Genomic DNA, 18382 nt, shown 5'->3' with positions numbered 1-18382 from the left:
TTGTGGGGTCACTCACTGGCTGCTCATCTCCTTTCTAAAAGGGAAGGGGCCAGCCTCCCGATCTGTGTGTGGCTGGCCCCCTCCCCCTCTCGCTGGTCAAGTGACCTTATTTGACCTTGACGCCCATTTCCTTGAAGAACTTGGCCGCGCCGGGGTGCAGCGGGGCGGGCAGACCATCGACCGCCTTGGCATAGGAGAAGTTATTCGCCAGGGCCGGGTGAATGGCTTTCAGCGCCTTCTCGTCCCCGAAGGCAGCTTTCATGGCCTTGTAGATGGTGTCCTCGCTCTCGTCGCTGGTGGTGACCAGGGTGGCCTGTACCGCCACGCCGGGCACGGTGCCGTCGATGCCCCGGTAGCTCTTGGCGGGGACGTTGTAGCGCACGTAGAAGGGGTACTTCTTGATCAGGCTGGCGGCCTGGTTGCCGGCCACCGGGACCAGTTTCACGTCCACCGTCTGGGCGATCTGGGCAATGGCGCTTGCGCCCACGCCCACGGTGTAGAACAGCGCGTCGGCGCGCTTGTCCTGCATCAGGCTGATGCCCTGCGACGGCGAGACGCGCAGCGCCTGTCCCAGATCATCGAACGTCAGGCCGTAGGCTTCCATGACCTGCATGGCGGTCTGCTCGGTGCCGGACCCCAGGTCGCCGATCACGACTTTCTTGCCCTTCAGGTCCGCCATGCTGTTGATGCCGGAATCCTTGCGCGCAATCACGTGCAGCACCTCGGGGTACAGCACGGCCATGGTGCGGATCTTCTTGTTGGCCTTGCCCTTGAAGGCGTCCAGGCCGGTGCCGGTGTAGGCGTAATACACCACGTCGTTCTGGGCCACGGCGGCGTTCAACTCGCCGGTGGCCATGGCGTTCATATTGAACACGCTGCCGCCGGTGCTTCGCGCGTTGGCGCGGATGCCGCCGCCCGCGTCGTTGATCATCTTGGCCATGCCGGTGGCGACGGGAAAGTAAACCCCCGTGGTGCTGCCAGAGCCGATGGTCAGAAAGGTGGTGCCCTGGGCGAGCGCTGCGCCCGTGAACAGGGCAGCGGAGCCGAGAACGGCGGCGGTCATGAACTGCTTGCCTCGTTTTTTCATGGTGAATCCTCCGTGATGGCGGCCCTGCGTAGGAAGCAGACCGCGCGGAATGTTGAGAGTGTGGAAATCTTAGCACGGCCCCAGAATTGGACGCGCTTCCATGAACCTGGGTCAGATTCTCCATTTCTGCTTGTTGCCCGGGCGGAAGGCTGGGCAAGATACCCGAAGTGAACCTGGACGTGCGCTCCCGAATCCAGTTCAGCTACAGTGGAACCTATGACTTCCCTCGCCAACGCCAGCCAGCAGGGTGCGCCGATCATTCAGGCCGAGAATGTTCAGAAGCACTTCGGCACTTTCCAGGCCCTGAAAGGCGTCAATCTCAGCGTGCGCGCGGGCGAGGTGGTGGTGATCATCGGGCCGTCGGGCAGCGGCAAGAGCACGTTTATTCGCACCATCAACGCGTTGGACCCGCATGACGGCGGGCAGATCACGGTGGACGGCATTCCGCTGAACGGCAAGGGCAATCTGGACGCCATCCGCCGCGAGGTGGGCATGGTTTTCCAGTCGTTCAACCTGTTTCCGCACCTGACCGTGCTGGAAAACATCACGCTGGCCCCCACCCGTGTTCGCAAGACGGGCAAGGCCGAGGCCCATCAGCGCGGGCTGGAGCTGCTGCGCCGGGTGGACATTGAGGAACAGGCCCACAAGTACCCCGCGCAGCTCTCGGGCGGCCAGCAGCAGCGCGTCGCCATTGCCCGCGCCCTGGCGATGGACCCCAAGGTCATGCTGTTCGACGAGCCGACCAGCGCCTTGGACCCGGAAATGATCAAGGAAGTGCTGGACGTGATGAAGGATCTGGCGCGCGGCGGCATGACCATGCTGGTGGTCACCCACGAGATGGGCTTTGCCCGCGAGGTGGCGGACCGCCTGCTGTTCTTCGATCAGGGCAACGTGGTGGAAGACACCACGCCAGAGGAGTTCTACAACAATCCCCAGCACGAACGGGCCAAGCAATTTCTGGGGAAGATTCTGGGGCATTGAGAGAGGTCAGCTCTATTCCCCACTCCTTGCTTTCTCCACGGCACACAAGCGACTGCCAGGGCGCGAGAAGGAATTTCAGGCAGAAATCATCCTGATTTGCTAACATGCCTTTGGAGGCATAGTCACTTGAAGGAATATCTGCTTTGAGCTGGGACATCGAATACACCGATGAACTGGGTGTCTGGTGGGATACCCTCAGCGAGGGGGAGCAGGAATCCATCGACGCCTCCGTGCGCCTTCTTGAAGTTCGTGGGCCTCAACTGGGCTTTCCCCACAGCTCTGGGATTCATGGCTCCATACATTCCCAGATGCGCGAACTCCGGGTCCAGCATGGGGGCCGCCTCTACCGTGTCCTGTACGTCTTTGATCCGCGTCGGCACGCCATCTTGCTCATCGGTGGCGACAAGACTGGGAAAGACCGCTGGTATACCGTCTTCGTTCCCCTGGCCGATGATCTGTATGACAGTCATTTGGAAACCCTATACAAGGAGGGACAGCATGACCAAAAAATGGAGTGATCTGCGGGCCAGGATGACCCCGGAACAGCAGGCTAAGGCTGCCGCGAAAGCCGAAGGGATGCTGGTCCAGCTCCAACTGGCTGAACTACGTCAGGCACGGCTCAAGACCCAGGTGGAAGTGGCGCAGGCGATGGATACCCAGCAGGCCGCCGTGTCGAAACTGGAACGGCGCGAGGACATGTACCTGAGTACCCTGCGGGAGTACATCGAAGCACTGGGCGGAGAGCTTAAGCTAGTGGCCTCCTTCTCTGACGCAGAAATCCCGATTCAGCCGCTGCTATCGACTTCTCGTTGAGGGAACGGATGTTTCAGAGCCAGTTGGCTTGATTCAACGCCCCCAGATCGTCCATCAACCCCCGCTCAGGCGTCCCGCCGCAGCTTGCCGCACTGCCACCACGCCCCAGCACACAGCAGCAGGCTGATGGCGAAGACCGGCAGGTAGCCGAAGCGGTCCGCGATCAGCCCGCCCAGCACCGGCGTGAACAGCGCCGCGCCCACCAGCGTATTCAGCGTGCCGATGTAACGGCTGCGGGCACCCTGCGGCGAGATGTTCAGCAGGTGGTTGGTGTGGCCCAGACTGAACCCCTGCGCGGCCACGCTGGTCAACATGAACACGCCCAAATACGCCCATCTGCCCAGCCCCAGCAGCCCCACCAGCGCGGCGTACAGCGGGGCCAGCCCGTAAAAGACCGTGGCGTAACGGATGATCCGGCGCGAACCCTTGCGCTCGGCCACCCGCTGCCACACGATGTTCGACAGCGGCGCGGCCCCGGTCAGCGCCATCACAAAGGCCCCCAGGATCGCTAGGGGAAAGTCCAGCACGCGCAGGGCATACACCGCGAAGAAGGGATCGCTCATGCTCGCTCCAGCCAGCAGCAGCCGCACATTCAGAAAGGCGCGGAAGTGCGGGTCCCGCAGCGTCTCGGGAATGGCGCGGAATTCGGCGCGGTAGCCCTGGGCGGCCTGCGGGGGGTCCGGCGGCTCCTGCACCCGCCCGAAAACCCAGTAGCCAAAGGTATAGGCCGCTGTCCCCAGCGCAAAGATCAGCGCGTAATTCAGCGGAAATTCCAGACCCGAACCTAGAATCCAGCGCACTAGCAGCCCCGCCCCGAAGGCCAGCAGGCCGCCGTACAGGTTGCGCGTGCCGAAAAAGCGCGGGCGGCGTTCGGCGCTGACCGTCTTGCTGATCACCTCTAAAAACGGCAGGCCCGCCACGCCAGAGGCCAGCGAGTTGAGCAGCATCGCCAGCACGAACAGCGTCAGGCACAGGGCGGGTTCATCGGCCAGAAAGGCGGCGATCAAAGCCATCGACAGGTAGGACAGCGTGCGGACCGTGGCCGCCGAGCGGTACACCGGCAGCTTGTGCGGCAGGCTGCGGACCCGTGCGGCCACCAGCAACTGCGGCAGCATCCAGCCGCCCCCGGAGATGGCGGGCAGCAGCCCAATGACCCAGTTAGGCGCACCCAGCCTGGAGGCGAACCCCGCCACCACCACGGTGACGTTCAGAAAGCCGTCGCCAATAAAGACGCCCCAGCCGTTGAGAATGCCCAGTTGCTCGTTGCGGTCCCAACTGCGCCAGCCTCTCATGGCCCGCATTATCCGCGCCCAGTGAACCGGGGGTTCGGGATGAAGGGACGGGCCGGGCGGTGGCGGCTGGGTCCGCTCCCGCGCTATTCCTGCTTCTTGCCGATCTCGCGGCTCAGGCGGTCTGCGGCCACCAGCAGCACGTCCCACACGCCGGAAAAGGGTGGGGCGTAGGACAGGTCCGTCTCGAACAGGTCCTGCACCCTGCCGCGCCCGTGCAGCAGCGCCGCGATCACGTCCACCCGCTTGACGCTCTCGTGGTTGTGGCAGATCAGTTGCGCGCCCAGCAGGCGGCCCGAGCCGCGCTCGGCGGTCAGGCGCACGTAGATCGGCTTGGCTGTGGAGTAATACCCGGCGTGATCGGTGCTGTGAACGTCCACGCTGGCGGCGTTCAGGCCCAGCTCGTCGGCCTCGGCCTGGGTGACGCCGGTACGGGCCGCGCCCAGCGCGAAGGTCTTGAAGATGCTGCTGCCCACCACGCCGGGAAAGCCAGCGTCGCCCCCGGCCATGTTGACCCCGGCCACCCGGCCCATGCGGTTGGCGGTCAAACCCAGCGGAATATGCACCTTGCGGCGCGTGACCCGGTGGGTGGACTCGGTGTTGTCCCCTGCTGAATACACGCCTTCCACACCCGTTTCCTGGCGGGTATTCACGGCCACCGCCCCGGTTTTGCCGATGCGCGCCCCGGCGGCGCGGGCCAGCTCCACGTTCGGGCGCACGCCCACCGCCACGATCACCACGTCGGCGCGGATGGGGCCGTGATCGGTCTGCACGCCGGTCACGCGCCCATCCTTGCCGCTCAGGCCCTCCACGGTGGTGCCGCAGCGAATTTCCACACCGTTGCTCTCCAGTTCCGCCCGGACCCGTTGCTGATAATCGCGGTCCAGCATGCGCCCGGCCACCTCCGCGTCGCGCTCCACGATCACCACGCTCAGGCCCCGGCAGCTCAGCGTCTCGGCCAGCTCCAGGCCGATGTAGCCGCCACCGACGATCACCGCGCGTTTCGCGTTCTTTAGACTGGCTTCGATGGCCTGCCCATCGGGAATGTCGCGCAGGACATGCACGCCCCCCAGGTCCGTCTGCGCCCAGTCGGGGCGAATGGCCGAGACGCCCGTGGCGATCAGCAATTTGTCGTATGGCTCGTGCGTGCTGCGCCCGGAAGCGTGATCGACAACCGTGATGGTGGCAGCTTTGGCGTCTACACCCGTGACCTCGTGGCGCAGGCGCACGCCAATGCCGCGCGCGCGCATCTGGTCCGGGGTGCGGGCGATCAGGTCATCAAAGCCGTCCACGTCGCCGCCCAGCACGTAGGGCAGGCCGCACGCGCCGTAGCTGATGTATTCGCCGCGCTCGAAAACCACCACTTCCGCCCTGGGGTTCTGGCGCACGGCGCGGCTGGCCGCACTCATTCCAGCGGCCACGCCGCCGACTATTACGATTCGCATGGGGCAGTCTAGGGGCGAAGAGGTCTGAAGGTCTGAACCTTCCAACCATCAGCGGTTTAGAGGGGGATGTCAGGCGGCCAGGGTGGGGAGGTTGCGGGGACCGCTCGGTGGGTCCTTGCCGTGCCAGACCTTCTTTGGGCGGTCCACCGCTCCTTTACCTTTCCCCACGCTGTCCTGAACGCTACAATGCCGGTCATCTACCACATGCCCGGGCCTCTTTCCGGAGAAGTCGGGTTTAACACCGGACCACGCTGTCCACGGGAGTTCACATGAAAAAAGCCCTTCTGACCCTGACTGCCCTCGCGCTTCTCGCCAGCACCGCCCAGGCCCGCACCTGGGACGCGATCAAGGGGAGCGGCACCATCAAGATTGCCACCGAGGGCGCGTTTCCGCCCTTCAACGTGCTGGAGGGCAAGAAGCTGACCGGCTTTGAAGTCGAGCTGGCCGAGGCGTTCGCCAAGGAACTGGGCCTGAAGGTCGAGTGGACCACCCAGCCCTTCGACAACCTGCTGATCGGTCTGAACCAGGACCGTTACGATTTCGTGATCGCCAGCCACGGCATCACGCCGCAGCGGGCCAAGGCGGTGGATTTCTCGAATCCGCACTACTGCACCGGGGGCGCGATTGTCGCCAAGCCGGGCGGCCCCATGACGGCTGCCGCTCTGGCGGGCAAGTCGGTGGCCGTGCAGGTGGGGACCACCTATCTGGAAAATGTCCGCAAGGTCCCCGGCGTGGGCGACATCAAGACCTTCCCCAAGGACACCGACGCCCAGGCCGCGCTGATGTCGGGCCGGGTGGACGCCTGGGTGGGCGACAAGTTCACCGGCATCGATCTGGTCAAGGCCCAGAAGGGCAAGGTCAAGCAGGGCGCGCTGCTGTTCAACGAGCGCATCGCGATGGCCGTCAAAAAGGGCAACGACAGCCTGCTGAAGGAATTGAACTCGGCGCTGGACAAGTCGCTGAACAGCGGCAGCTACGCCAAGATCAGCGGCCAGTATTTCGGCCAGGACATTCGCTGCCGCAACTGAGCGCAGTGGGATAAAAAATAAGGAGGGCGGCGGTTCCTGCGGGGGCCGCCGCTTTTTGCTGGATGAACAGGCGGACGCCCTGTTTTCTTTCCGCTAAGCTATTCCCAGCCTCAACCCTGGGGTGATTTAACAATGTCAACAGCCCTCTGACCCTCCACGTCAAGAATTTGTGCGCCCCACGCTGGGCGGCACATCTATTCTTTTGAGCAAGTCTGGTTGTTGAATCCTAGGGAAAAATATGTTGAAAACGAGTGACCCCACAAGGGTTTATCTGGCGCTGTCGGCGGGGCTGGCTTTTGCCTTTGCCCTGGCCTACACGCTGCAAGGGCTGTATTTCGTGACCGTGGCGGGCCTGGACCCGCTGGAACTGCTCCTTATTGGTGCGGCGCTGGAGGGGGCCGCCTTCCTGCTGGAAGTGCCGACGGGCGTGGTGGCCGATGTCTATTCCCGACGTCGCTCGGTGATTCTGGGCTGCGTCTGCCTGGGCGCGGCGATGGCGCTGGTGGCCGCGTTTCCGGTGTTCTGGGCGCTGCTGCTCACGCAGATCGTGTCGGCGGCAGGCTACACCTTCCTCAGCGGCGCGCAACAGGCGTGGCTGGCGGATGAGGTGGGCGAGGACCGGGCGGCGGGGCTGTACCTGCTGGGCAGTCAGTACGGACGGGCGGCGGGCATCGCCGGAATCGGGGCGACGGCAGCGCTGGCCACGCTGGGCCTGCATATTCCAATTCTGGCGGGTGGCATGGTGGCCCTCTGTCTCGCCCTATATCTGTGGCTGCGAATGCCCGAAGACGGCTTTGCCCCGGCTCCGCGTGGGGAACGCCAGACCTGGGCGGCCCTCTCCGGCACCTTCCGCCAGGGGGTGCGCGAGGTCCGTGCCAGCCGGGTGCTGACCCTGCTGATGCTGAGTGCCTTGCTGTACGGCGCGAGCAGCGAGGCGCTGGACCGCCTGAACGAATTCCTGCTGGTCCGGGAAGTGGGTTTGCCCGGCGGTCTGAGTGCCGCGAATTGGTTTGTGCTGCTGGCGCTGATCGTTCAAGTTGTCGGTTTAGCCGTCACCGAACCACTCCGCCGCCGAATCAATCCGGCAGATGTGAAGTCCGCTGCCTCAGCCCTGCGCTGGGTGCTGGGCCTCAGCGTGGTGGCGTTGCTGGCCTTTGCCTATGCTCCCGGCTTTGGCTGGGCGGCGCTGGCGCTGGTGGTTCACGGCGTCTTGCGCGGACTGTACTCGCCGCTGTACGACGCGTGGATCAACCGTGGCCTCAACCCAGCGTCGCGCGCCACCGTCAATTCCATTGCGTCACAGGCAGATGCGCTGGGGCAGGTCACCTTCGGCCCGGTATTCGGGCTGCTGGGCAATGTGCTGGGAGTGCGCTCAGCGCTGGCCCTGGCGGCGCTGGTGCGGTTGCCGGCGCTGCCGCTACTGGGCCGGGCGGGCAGCAAAAGGAAGCGTTCCGTCTCTTCCTGACACGAAAATCGGGGCAGCCTCCACTCGCTGCCCCGACTGACCTGTCCCCGTTTACCTCAGCGTTTTTGCCCAGTTCAGGATGGCGCGGTTGGCGGCGGGCGCGTTCTCGTAGATGGCGGCGTGGGCCGCTCCGGGAATCAGCACCAGCTTGCTGCCCGCGATGTTCTGCTGCATTTTCATGGCGAAGGGCGGCGGATACACCGTGTCCTCCACGCCCACCAGAATCAGCGTTGGCACCGTGATGGTTCCCAGGGTAGGCAGCGAATCGGGGCGCTCGGACAGTGCTTTTGCCCCCGCCACTTCCCCGGCGACGCTGGCCTGCTTGACGATGTCTCCCAGGAACTTTGCGTCACCAGGCTTGCCCAGACGGGTCATGCCCGACAGCATGTCCTTGAGCAGTTCACCCACCAGTGACTGCGGGCCGTAGGTCACGGCCTTCTGCGCCATGCCGCCCCACAGCGCCTTTTCCACCACGTTGGCAGGCTGCGCGATGGTGTCGATCAGCAGCATGCCTTTGAAGCGTTCCGGGGCCGTGCGGTATATCTCAAAGACAATCGGGCCGCCCATTGACATGCCGCCGATGATGGCGCTGGGAACATTGAGCTGATCCATGACCGCCAGCGCGTCCTTCGCGTAGGTCTGGATGGAGCCGGTATCGCTGTCGGGAGCCACGCTTTTGCCATAGCCCCGGTGATCAATGGTGATGACCCGGTAGCCCGCATTCGCCAGCGCGTCCCGGTTGCGCGAGAACAGTTCGCCGCTCAGGGGATAGCCGTGCAGCAGCAGCATGGGTGTGCCGCTGCCCTGCGAGACGTAGTGGATCTGCGCGCCGTTCACGTCCAGCATGCCCTCCTGGCGCATCATTTCTGTACCGCCTGCGAAGGCGCTGCCGCCGGTCAGGGCCAGACCCAGGGCCAGTATCGCGGTCTTCTTGATTCCTATTCCTTGCTTCATCTCAACCTCCGTGACGAGGCCGCTTGCCTGGGGTCAGGCGTCCACATCGTTTTGACTGTCCGCACAGGTTAGGGAGGCTCCGGCAGGCGCGGGCGAGGCTGCCTTCACGCCACCTTTGAAGTCGGCCCAAAATGAAGGTTTCCCTGTGATCCAGACGGCCAGCGGGGGCCTTTCGGCGCGATTGATCGCCAGCCATCTGGCAGACGTTCCTGCCTGCCGCCGCCGCGTATACTCCAGGGGCAGTGACCGGGAGGAGTACCCGAGCGTGCGCCCACAGGAAGTTCAGAGCTTGACTGAGAATCTGGACGGGAACGCAGCCGGAGAAAGTCGCCCGTGAGCAAGTCGGAGGAAACCCAATCCTTGGGAAGTAGAACCGTCCGGGTGTGCCCGATATAGCGCAGAGCGAGCGCCCCAGCATTCAGCCGGGGAATTGCGGTGGTACCACGGGAATTGTCTTTTTCAGACGTCCCGTCCGCGCACAGGTGAGAGCCTGGCGGACGGGGCGTTTTTTCGTTTCTACGTCGGGCGGGAGGTACGAGCTATGGTCACGTTTTACGACAATCAAGCTGAAGCTCGGGCAGATGCGGAGTTGCTGGGCCTGCGCGAGAAAGTCTTGTGTCTCGTCGTCCACGATTCGTCTCTGCTCGTCTTTGACCACGCAGACGTGCCAGACGCGGGTGTGCAACTTCCAGCGGGCGGTGTGGAGCCGGGCGAAACCTCAGCCGACGCCGCCATGCGAGAACTGTACGAGGAATCTGGCCTTCAGCTCACTGCGCCGCGCCATCTCGTTTCCTACCGCTGGGAGGCGCAGCTTCCAGAGCGTTTTACCCGGCAGGTTTGTTACGCCTACGCCTTCGCTGCACCATTCGAGATTCCCGACGCCTGGACCCATTTCGCCGACGGCCATCTATTTGCATTCCGCTGGGCCAACCTGAACGCGCCCGGCCTGGACTGGGAAATGGACGCCGCGCTGCCATACCTGAATCCCGTAACCTCTGCCCCCTCTCAGGAGAATCGCCCATGACTGACCTCCCAGAAACCACGCCCGAAACTCCCACTCCAGAAAACGATTCCATCCTCGCCAGGCAGTTTGACCCGCAGGCCATCGAGCCGGACTGGGCGGCGCGGTGGCGCAATGAACCTCTCCGCGCCGATGCCACCAGCGGCAGGGAGCCGTTCACCATCGTGATTCCGCCGCCCAACGTGACCGGCAACCTGCACCTGGGCCACGCGCTGGACAACACCCTGATTGACACGCTGATCCGCTACAAGCGCATGGCGGGCTTCGAGGCGCTGTACCTGCCGGGGATGGATCATGCCGGAATCAGCACGCAGGTGGTGGTGGAAAAGCAACTGTGCGATCAGGGCATTTCCCGCCACGATCTGGGCCGCGAGAAGTTTCTGGATCATGTGTGGGAATGGAAGGGCGAGTCCGGTGGCATGATCCTGAATCAGCTCACGCGCTTGGGCGTCAGCGTGGACTGGACCCGCGAGCGCTTCACGATGGACGAGGGCCTGAGCCGGGCCGTGCGCGCCCAGTTCGTGCGGCTGTACCACGACGGCGCGGCCTACCGGGGCGAGCGCATCGTCAACTGGGACGTGGCCGCGCAGACCACTCTGAGCGAACTGGAAATTGACCGCGAGGTCCGCAAGGGCAAGATGACCACGCTGTCCTACAAGCTGGAAGACGGGGGAGCTGCTGCCAGCAACGGCGAGGCGGGCGAGATTCTGATTGCCACGGTGCGCCCCGAAACGATCTTCGCGGATCAGGCGATTGCCGTGCATCCCGATGACGGGCGCTTCACACATCTGGTGGGGCAGAAGGCGCGGATTCCCCTGACAGACCGTTACATTCCGATCATCGCCGACGCCGCCGTGGAAATGGACTTCGGCGTGGGCGCACTCAAGATCACCCCGGCGCACGATCCCACCGACTTTGAAATCGGCGAGTGGCATGGGTTGAGCCGTCCCAGCGTGATTGATCTGGAGGGGAATCTGACCTCTGACCTCGTTCCAGAAGCGTTCCGGGGCATGGAACGCTTCGCGGCACGGAAAGCAGTGGCCAAGGCGCTGACCGACTCCGGCGATCTACTGGAGGAAAAGGACCACGACACCGCCATCGGCCTGTCCGAGCGGACCAAAGTGCCTGTGGAACCGATCATCAGCACGCAGTGGTTTGTGCATATGAAACCGTTTGCCGATCAGGTTTTAGAGGGACTGGAAAAGGGCGAGATGCGGCTGGTGCCGGAGCGTTACGGCAAGGTCAACCGCGACTGGCTGGAAAACATCCGCGACTGGAACATCTCCCGGCAGTTGTGGTGGGGCCACCAGATTCCCGCGTGGTACGACGCCGAGGGGAATATCTACGTCCCCGATCCCGAGAACCCCGAGCTGGACTGCGATCAGGACCCGCGCTATTCACATCTGGAACTGCGCCGTGACCCGGACGTATTTGACACCTGGTTTTCCTCCAACCTGTGGCCCTTTTCCACGCTGGGCTGGCCCGACACCGACTCCGAGGACTTCCGCAAGTTCTACCCGACGCAGGTGCTGGTCACGGGCTACGACATCCTCTTTTTCTGGGTGGCACGCATGCAGATGGCGGGCTACGGCCTGACCGGGCAGGCCCCGTTTAACACCATCATGCTGCACGGCCTGTATCTGGACGCCAGGGGCCAGAAGATGTCCAAGAGCAAGGGCAACGGCATCGATCCCATTGAACTGTTTGAGCAGTACGGCGTGGACGCCTGCCGCTTCGCCTTCGCCTTCCTGAGTACGGGCGGGCAGGACATCCGCCACGACGCGCGGCGTTTTGAGCAGGGGCGCAACTTTGCCAACAAGCTGTGGAACGCCGCCCGTTTCGCCCTCATGCGGCTGGGCGAGGCGATTCCGGGGTTGGAGGGCGACGACGATCTGACCAACTATGTCCGCAGCCTCCAGCCCGGCGAGGCGAGTGCGGCATTACGGAGCAAGGACGCGCTGACGGCTTTGGTGGCCCGCGATGACCTGACCCCGGCGGACCGCTGGATCATCTCGCGTCTGAACGCCGTGACCGCCGAGGTCAGTGGACAACTAGACGCCTTCGATCTGGGCGCGGCGATCCGTACGCTCTACGCTTTTACCTGGGACGAGTTCTGTGACTGGTACATCGAGGCCGCCAAGCCCGCGCTGGCCGAGGGACGGCTGGGCAGCATGGCAACCCTCAAGTCCGTGCTGGAGCATATTTTGAAGCTGCTGCATCCCTTCATGCCGTTCATCACCTCCGAGGTCTACGCCGCGCTGGGCCACCGCCGCCAACTGGCGCTGCACACCTGGCCGCAGCCGACTTCTGAGTTGCACAATGCCTCCGATACTCTCACTTTTGACAGATTGCGTGACGCTGTAGCTGCCGCCCGAAGTCTAAAAAATGAGCTGGGACTATCGCCGCAAGACCTTATGCCTGTAAATATCGCATGGGACTCTGGAACATCCCTATGGACAGGTATTGAAGCGAATATCGTTGAAAAAATAGCGAAAGTTGAGCTGTTACCTACAATGCCCGGAAAGCCACTCATAACTCAGGTCTTTAAAGATGGAATGGCTCACACACAACCAGGGCAAGCATTGGGAGATGACAATATTTCAAATTGGCTGGGCAAGCAGAAAAAGCGCCTGACCGAACTGGACAGGCAAATCAAGCAGGCGCAGGGCAAGCTGAACAACGAGGGCTTTGTGGCCCGCGCCCCCGCCGAGGTGATTGAGGAGGAGAAGCGCCGCGTGCAGGACTTCGGCGCACAGAAAGAGCGGTTGGAAGGGGTATTGGCGCAGTTCTAAGGGTGCATGAAAAGAGGCCCGTTGCTGCCGTTGGGGAGGGGCGGGTTTTTCTCAGGGCGAGATTATGATGCTGTCCACGCCTTTACGTCTCAATGCGGTGCGCTCCTCGTTGATGCGGTCAATCAAATCCTCCAGTTTGGGAAGCAGCGCAGTGGCTTTCATCCTGCGTTCCAGCACAACCTCCCAATCACGGGCTTTTGGGCCGCGCTGTCCGAGAATGACTTCCTTCACGGCGGCGCACCCATAGTGCATGTTCACCACGCGCCGAACGAACCGCTCCAGCGCCTGTAGATCAGTGACGTCACCGATACGGCTCAAGTCCACTGAAAGGGACGCGGCTTCTTTCGGCGCTTTGCTGTTGCGGAAATCCAGGGGCTGTGTTCCTTTCAGGCGGTTGCAGATGCCGCACAGGGTTTGCAGATTTTCCGTGTCATGACTGCCGCCCAGGTAACGGGGCTGGATATGGTCAACTTGCAAGCGGGTGGTGGAACCACAGCACAGGCACACGTTGCCATCGCGCTTTTTGACAGCCCGCTTCACATCGGCGGGAACCTCGTCGTCCTCGACAATGGCCTGCGAGGTAAACGCAGCCGAGGCGGATGGCGAACCGCTGTACAGGCTGTCCACGTACTGGGCCTGACTGTCCTGCACCTGCTTTCTGAACCCCTCGTAACGTGGGTAGAGAAAACGCCAGAGCCTGCCTTCATCGGCGTACGCGGCCCGGAGCCTTTCGTCCATTTGACGAATACCAACATCCGAGAGTTCACGGGCCAGCGCGTCCAGATCGTGTTCTTCACGCGCTTCAAAGGGTGTCAAGACGGGGAACTTGCCGCTTTGCCCCCAGTGTCGCAAGACCGCCAGCACGTCCTGCTCGAGTCGGGTCAGCCGATCCGTGTTGGCGAAGCACCGCTCAGTCCACAGGAGCGCCTGATTCTGTGCCGCGCGTTCCAACACGGTCTTTCCAAAAGGTATCTGAGGCGAATGCTTGGGCAGCAGATTCCGCAAAGCCTCAAAGCCCTGCTCATCGTGATCAAACACAGGCACGAGCTGGCGCACCACTTCCACGTCCTCACCGCCCTGTGTCACCGTGCTGAACTCGGTGGCGTACCAGCCCAGCGGCAACAGCGTCAGGAAAGGCAGCGCTGTCCCCTCGCCCCGGTCCAATGCCTGAGCCAGTTGTTCTACCAAATCTCTACTCACCCAGGTAACGGGCAAAGGCGTGTGTACAGCCCGTTCCACGTCCTCTACGGGGGTGTCAGTCAACTCGTCCCACCGCGCCCACGCCACATGCTGTTTCCAGTCGTCGATGAATGCGACGATGTAGGCATCCTTGGTGCCGCCAAATTTCGGCCCCCGTAGGGCGCGGCCAATCATCTGGGTTAGCAGAATGCGGCTGGTGGTCTGGCGCGTGAGGAACACGGTCTGCACATCGGGAACGTCAGTTCCTTCGGTGAGCATGCGAATATTGACCAGCACATTCAATTCGCCCTTGCGAAACTGCTCAAGCACGGCGTTGTTCTCGTCGCGGGTGCGGGCGTTGCGGGCTTCCGTACTGCCAGGGTTGGCATCCAGGTGGGAATACATGGCCGCCGCCCTCACACCGCGCTTTTTGAGCAGGCCCACGAGGGCGTCACATTGATACCAACGGTCAGCAAAGATGATGGTTTTGCCGTACCTGTCGCACTCGGCAGCGTACTTGTCAGCAATAATGGCCGTGCGCTCCTTATTCTTTGCCAGCTTCTCAACGATCTCCTCCGGCAAATCCCGGTAGGTTCCCATCCACTTGCGATATTCCTCTTCATCAAACTCCGGCTGAATGTGGGTGGCCGCCTGCTCAATGTGGGGGCGCGACAAAACGCCCTGTGCCATGAGACGCTGGGTATCCACCTGATATAGAATTCCCTGTGGAAACAGCTTTTTAAGCGTTCCCTGACGGCGTTCATCGGCATAGGTGGGCGTGGCGGTCAGCCCCAGCAGATGGAGGTCGGGAACCTGCGCCCGCAACGCCTCTATCAGCCGCCGATATGAGGGGGCGGGAGCGTGGTGGCACTCGTCAAAAATGACAGTCAGTCCAGTTTTCTTAGCCAGCTTGAGGAAGGCGGTCAGCCCGGCGTGCCGCCCATCTTCCACGGCCCGCGCCAGCGTTTGCAGGGTGATAATTACCACGTCATCCGTCGCGGCGATATGTGAAACCTTGCTGTGGCCTTCGGTTCCCGAGACGGTACGGAAGCGGAGTTCGGTGCGTGAACCTCTCACATGCCCGATTTCATACCCCTTGCCATTAGATTTCACGAAAGCTTCAAGAGCCTGGTCAAGCAAATGGTGGGTATGGGCCAGCCACAAAACTTTATGGCCTTTGGAAAGTGGCCCCGTTGTCAGAAAGCGCGTTGCCGTGAATGTTTTGCCGCCCCCGGTTGGAAGAACCAGGATTCCGCCGCGCACCGCATAATCCTGATCCAACCACGCACGAAGTCCGGACAAGGCTTCTGCCTGATGCACTTCGGGGGATTTCTTGGCCGGAGAGCGGCGGACATCCACCAATTGAGGAACGGGTGCAGATTCTAAACGGATTGCCATTTTGTCCAGTATAGGTCTGCACGCTGCTGTTCCCGGCTATCCTCTCTGTATGCCCCCCCTGCGCCCCGACATCGACCCCAACGGCCTGCTGGAATATTCGGTGGTCTACACGGACCGTTCCCTCAATCACATGTCCGCCGCCTTTCAGAAGGTCATGAATGATCTGTCCACCGAATTGAAGGCGGTCTACCACGCTGATGCCGTGGCGATCATTCCGGGTTCGGGTACGTCCGCGATGGAAGCGGTGGTAGATCAACTGGCGCAGGGGCAACGCTGTCTGGTGGTCCGCAACGGCTGGTTCAGCTACCGCTGGTCCCAGATTTTCGAGATGAGCCGCGTGCCGGAGTCGGTGACGGTCCTCTCGGCCCAGGCGCAGGCAAACGGACATCAGGAGCCTTTCGCGCCCCCGCCGATTGGGGAAGTGGTGGAGGCCATTCGCCGCGAGAAACCCGCGCTGGTGTTCGCGCCGCATGTGGAAACCTCGTCGGGCATCATCCTGCCGGAGAACTACATTCGCCAGATGGCGCAGGCCACGCACGAGGGCGGCGGGTTGCTGGTCATCGACTGCATCGCCTCGGGCTGCGTGTGGCTGGACATGGCGGCGCTGGGCATCGACGTGCTGATCACCGCGCCGCAAAAAGGCTGGAGCAGTACGCCCTGTGCCGGAATCGCGCTGCTGAGCGCGGCGGCTGTGGCGCGGGTGGATTCCACCGACTCCGTGAGCTTCACCCTGGACCTCAAGAAGTGGCTGAACATCATGCGCGCCTATGAGGGCGGCGGCTTCGCGTATCACGCCACCCTGCCTACCGACGGATTGCGCCAGTTCCACGATACGGTGCAGGAAGTGAAGGAGTTTGGTTTTGAGAAAGCCCAGGAAGCGCAGTGGGCGCTGGGCAAGCGCATCCGCAAGGCGTTGAGGGCGGCGGGCTTTTCGAGCGTTGCCGCTAAGGGCTATGAGGCCCCCGGCGTGATCGTCAGCTACACCGACTCGGACGCTGTTCAGAGCGGTAAGGCGTTCCGCGAGGCGGGCCTTCAGATCGCGGCAGGTGTGCCGCTTCAGGTGGGCGAGGGGCCGGACTTCAAGACCTTCCGCGTCGGTCTGTTCGGGCTGGACAAGCTGGCGGATGTGGACGGGGCTGCCGGGCGTTTTGAGCGGGGACTTCAGGCCGTCACGGCACAGCCGCAGGCCGCCCTCTCCCGCTGAGGTCTGGGAATTTCGCCCTGCGCCCGTTGGCCCTTCTCTCACGCCCCCGCCGTGCCAGCCGCGCAACATGGGGTATGACCGATTCTGAAAAGCCGGAGAATCCCACCTTCAGCACCGAGATGACCGATAAGCAGCGCACCGAGGTCCGGGGCGAGACCCCACGCGGCGCGAAAACCGAGCAGGGCGCGCACGCCTCGCAGGAATTCATCGACGAGAACATCGAGCGCGATTCTTCGGCGGGTCTGCTTGATCCCGGAGGCTGGAAAGGCGTGGATTACGACAAGAAGTCAGAGCAGAAGGACGACGAGAAGTAATACGGACTTCGCTTAGATCGTTTGCAAAAACGGTTTAATCCGAGCGGATGCGAGCAGGAGAGACACGGGTTCCGGGCGTGGAGTCAACATATCAGAGCTGTCCCGATTTGTTGAAGAAACAGACGGAATCCGTACAAGTTCTCATCCTGTGGAAGCGGTCCTGGCAATAGCGCGGAGCCGCCTCCGCTAGTGTTTGTTCATGCCTACCCTCTTCCTGCTGATCGGCCTGCCCGGCGCGGGTAAGACCACGCTGGCGCGGCGGCTGGAGCTGGAACATTCGGCCCTGCGCCTGACACCCGACGAGTGGATGACGCCGCTGTTCGGCGCGGGCGAAGCGGATGACCGGCGCTGGATTCTGGAGTCTGAATTGCTGTGGGGCGTGGCGGCGCGTGCTTTAACGCTGGGAATGAATGTGATCCTCGATTATGGCTGCTGGGCGCGCGAGGAACGCGCCTTGTTCCGCACCCGCGCCGCTGAACTGGGGGTCCATTTCGAGTTGCATGTGCTGGACGTGCCAATGCATGAATTGTGGCGGCGGCTGGAGGCCCGCAATCTCAATCTGCCGCCCGACACCTTCCCGATCACGCGGGCCGAACTGGAGGAATGGGCGGGGTGGTATGAGGTGTCGGAAGCGGAGGAACTGGCGGCGACGGAGGTTCCTTCGTTTGTGTCGAGAGTCTGGCGGTGGCAGGAATGACTCCCACCCTGCATGAACTGGCCGACTGGCTGCGTGCCGAATTGGGTGAACAGCAGCCGCTCAAGCGCGAAGGGCGACAGACAGTGCGGAGGCTGGCCCTGGCCCTCGAACCTGCCGATCTGCCGCCCACGCCTGCCGCCGACGCGCTGTTCCTTCACCGCTCCCTGCGGGTGGGCGAGAGGTGGTCCGGACTGGGTGTGCTGGGCGTCCACGACGGCTTTGACCTGGCGCTGACGACCGGGCCGAATTACCGGCTGGCCCACGCTCTCGGCTGGCGCGACGTGCGGAAAGTGGTCTGGAGGGGCGAACTGAAGGGCATCACCGCCACGCCACCGCAGGACAGTTGGACCGGATTGCGCGCGGCCCTGCACGCCGAACTGGGCGGCGAGGACAGCTCGTGGCCGCCTGCTCCCAGTCCCGAACCCTTGCGCCTGGCCCTGATAAACGCCATGAGTCCTGGCCTCATCGAACACACCGCCGATGGGGGTGTACGGGTGTACCTGACCGGGCAACTGCGCCCCTCGGCGGCGGCGGCGGCCCACGCGCGTGGGCTGAGCGTGATCGCCCTCGGCCACCGCCGCACCGAGCAGTGGGGCCTGCGGCGGCTGGCCGATGAACTGCGCGCGGCGTTTCCTGGCCTTCGCACCGAGATTCACGCGCAGGCAGACTGACGCGGCCCTGACGGCGGTTTAAGGTTTCCTCACGCGGCGTTCAG

The 18382-nt window shown here is 63.1% G+C and carries 16 protein-coding genes; 11 read left to right on the top strand and 5 right to left on the bottom strand.

The features are described 5' to 3' along the window. Window positions 1–106 precede the first annotated feature (106 nt). Window positions 107–1087, bottom strand: coding sequence for a TAXI family TRAP transporter solute-binding subunit (locus Q322_RS0108890; RefSeq protein WP_029477550.1), 981 nt, complete (start codon window positions 1085–1087; stop codon window positions 107–109). 216 nt (window positions 1088–1303) lie between these two features. Between Q322_RS0108890 and Q322_RS0108885 the strand changes: the two genes are divergently transcribed. The 3 genes from Q322_RS0108885 (at window position 1304) to Q322_RS0108875 (ending at window position 2881) form a co-directional block, all read left to right on the top strand. Next, window positions 1304–2068, top strand: coding sequence for an amino acid ABC transporter ATP-binding protein (locus Q322_RS0108885; RefSeq protein ID WP_029477549.1), 765 nt, complete (start codon window positions 1304–1306; stop codon window positions 2066–2068). Window positions 2069–2298: 230 nt separating this feature from the next. Then, window positions 2299–2586, top strand: coding sequence for a type II toxin-antitoxin system RelE/ParE family toxin (locus Q322_RS22370; RefSeq protein WP_245593192.1), 288 nt, complete (start codon window positions 2299–2301; stop codon window positions 2584–2586). Next, entirely contained in the window at window positions 2567–2881 is a 315-nt protein-coding gene (locus Q322_RS0108875; protein WP_029477546.1) for a helix-turn-helix domain-containing protein, read from the top strand. Before Q322_RS22370 ends, Q322_RS0108875 begins: the two co-directional genes overlap by 20 nt. 65 nt (window positions 2882–2946) lie before the next feature. On the opposite strand, the gene Q322_RS0108870 is transcribed toward Q322_RS0108875, so the two are convergent. Next, window positions 2947–4173: an MFS transporter gene (locus Q322_RS0108870; protein WP_051668373.1), complete on the bottom strand. Its 1227-nt coding sequence runs from the start codon at window positions 4171–4173 to the stop codon at window positions 2947–2949. 83 nt (window positions 4174–4256) lie between these two features. Next, window positions 4257–5615: an FAD-dependent oxidoreductase gene (locus Q322_RS0108865; RefSeq protein ID WP_029477544.1), complete on the bottom strand. Its 1359-nt coding sequence runs from the start codon at window positions 5613–5615 to the stop codon at window positions 4257–4259. Between the two features lie 269 nt (window positions 5616–5884). On the opposite strand from Q322_RS0108865, the gene Q322_RS0108860 reads away from it, so the two are divergent. Together Q322_RS0108860 and Q322_RS0108855 are read left to right on the top strand one after the other, a co-directional pair. Beyond that, on the top strand, window positions 5885–6643 hold the full coding sequence (locus tag Q322_RS0108860) for an ABC transporter substrate-binding protein (RefSeq protein WP_029477543.1): 759 nt from the start codon (window positions 5885–5887) through the stop codon (window positions 6641–6643). Between the two features lie 238 nt (window positions 6644–6881). Then, a complete protein-coding gene (locus Q322_RS0108855) occupies window positions 6882–8108 on the top strand; it encodes an MFS transporter (protein ID WP_029477542.1) in 1227 nt (408 codons plus the stop codon). A 51-nt stretch (window positions 8109–8159) separates the two neighbouring features. Here the strand turns inward: Q322_RS0108855 and Q322_RS0108850 are convergent, their stop codons facing one another. Beyond that, window positions 8160–9062: an alpha/beta fold hydrolase gene (locus Q322_RS0108850; RefSeq protein WP_029477541.1), complete on the bottom strand. Its 903-nt coding sequence runs from the start codon at window positions 9060–9062 to the stop codon at window positions 8160–8162. A 541-nt stretch (window positions 9063–9603) separates the two neighbouring features. Between Q322_RS0108850 and Q322_RS0108845 the strand changes: the two genes are divergently transcribed. Together Q322_RS0108845 and Q322_RS0108840 are read left to right on the top strand one after the other, a co-directional pair. Next, on the top strand, window positions 9604–10086 hold the full coding sequence (locus Q322_RS0108845) for an NUDIX hydrolase (protein WP_034418083.1): 483 nt from the start codon (window positions 9604–9606) through the stop codon (window positions 10084–10086). Then, the gene (locus Q322_RS0108840) at window positions 10083–12875 is read left to right on the top strand and encodes a valine--tRNA ligase (protein ID WP_029477539.1); all 2793 of its coding nucleotides are present in this window, start codon (window positions 10083–10085) and stop codon (window positions 12873–12875) included. Before Q322_RS0108845 ends, Q322_RS0108840 begins: the two co-directional genes overlap by 4 nt. A gap of 51 nt (window positions 12876–12926) precedes the next feature. On the opposite strand, the gene Q322_RS21700 is transcribed toward Q322_RS0108840, so the two are convergent. Then, complete coding sequence (locus Q322_RS21700; protein WP_084147888.1) at window positions 12927–15452, bottom strand: DEAD/DEAH box helicase family protein; 2526 nt, start codon at window positions 15450–15452, stop codon at window positions 12927–12929. Window positions 15453–15501: 49 nt separating this feature from the next. Between Q322_RS21700 and Q322_RS0108825 the strand changes: the two genes are divergently transcribed. The 4 genes from Q322_RS0108825 to Q322_RS0108810 all read left to right on the top strand — a co-directional run bounded on the left by Q322_RS0108825 (window position 15502) and on the right by Q322_RS0108810 (window position 18338). Next, complete coding sequence (locus Q322_RS0108825) at window positions 15502–16656, top strand: aminotransferase class V-fold PLP-dependent enzyme (protein WP_029477535.1); 1155 nt, start codon at window positions 15502–15504, stop codon at window positions 16654–16656. 74 nt (window positions 16657–16730) lie between these two features. Next, window positions 16731–16970 carry a hypothetical protein gene (locus Q322_RS0108820; RefSeq protein ID WP_029477534.1) on the top strand — a complete coding sequence of 80 codons (240 nt, stop codon included), beginning with the start codon at window positions 16731–16733 and terminating at the stop codon, window positions 16968–16970. A gap of 199 nt (window positions 16971–17169) precedes the next feature. After that, on the top strand, window positions 17170–17667 hold the full coding sequence (locus Q322_RS0108815; protein ID WP_051668371.1) for a P-loop nucleotide/nucleoside kinase family protein: 498 nt from the start codon (window positions 17170–17172) through the stop codon (window positions 17665–17667). Then, on the top strand, window positions 17664–18338 hold the full coding sequence (locus Q322_RS0108810; RefSeq protein WP_029477532.1) for a Nif3-like dinuclear metal center hexameric protein: 675 nt from the start codon (window positions 17664–17666) through the stop codon (window positions 18336–18338). Before Q322_RS0108815 ends, Q322_RS0108810 begins: the two co-directional genes overlap by 4 nt. Window positions 18339–18382 lie beyond the last annotated feature (44 nt).

Source organism: Deinococcus frigens DSM 12807 (assembly GCF_000701425.1).
Lineage (GTDB): Bacteria > Deinococcota > Deinococci > Deinococcales > Deinococcaceae > Deinococcus > Deinococcus frigens.
Note: the sequence above shows the minus strand (reverse complement) of the source record. Positions and strands in the feature narration are given on the sequence as shown.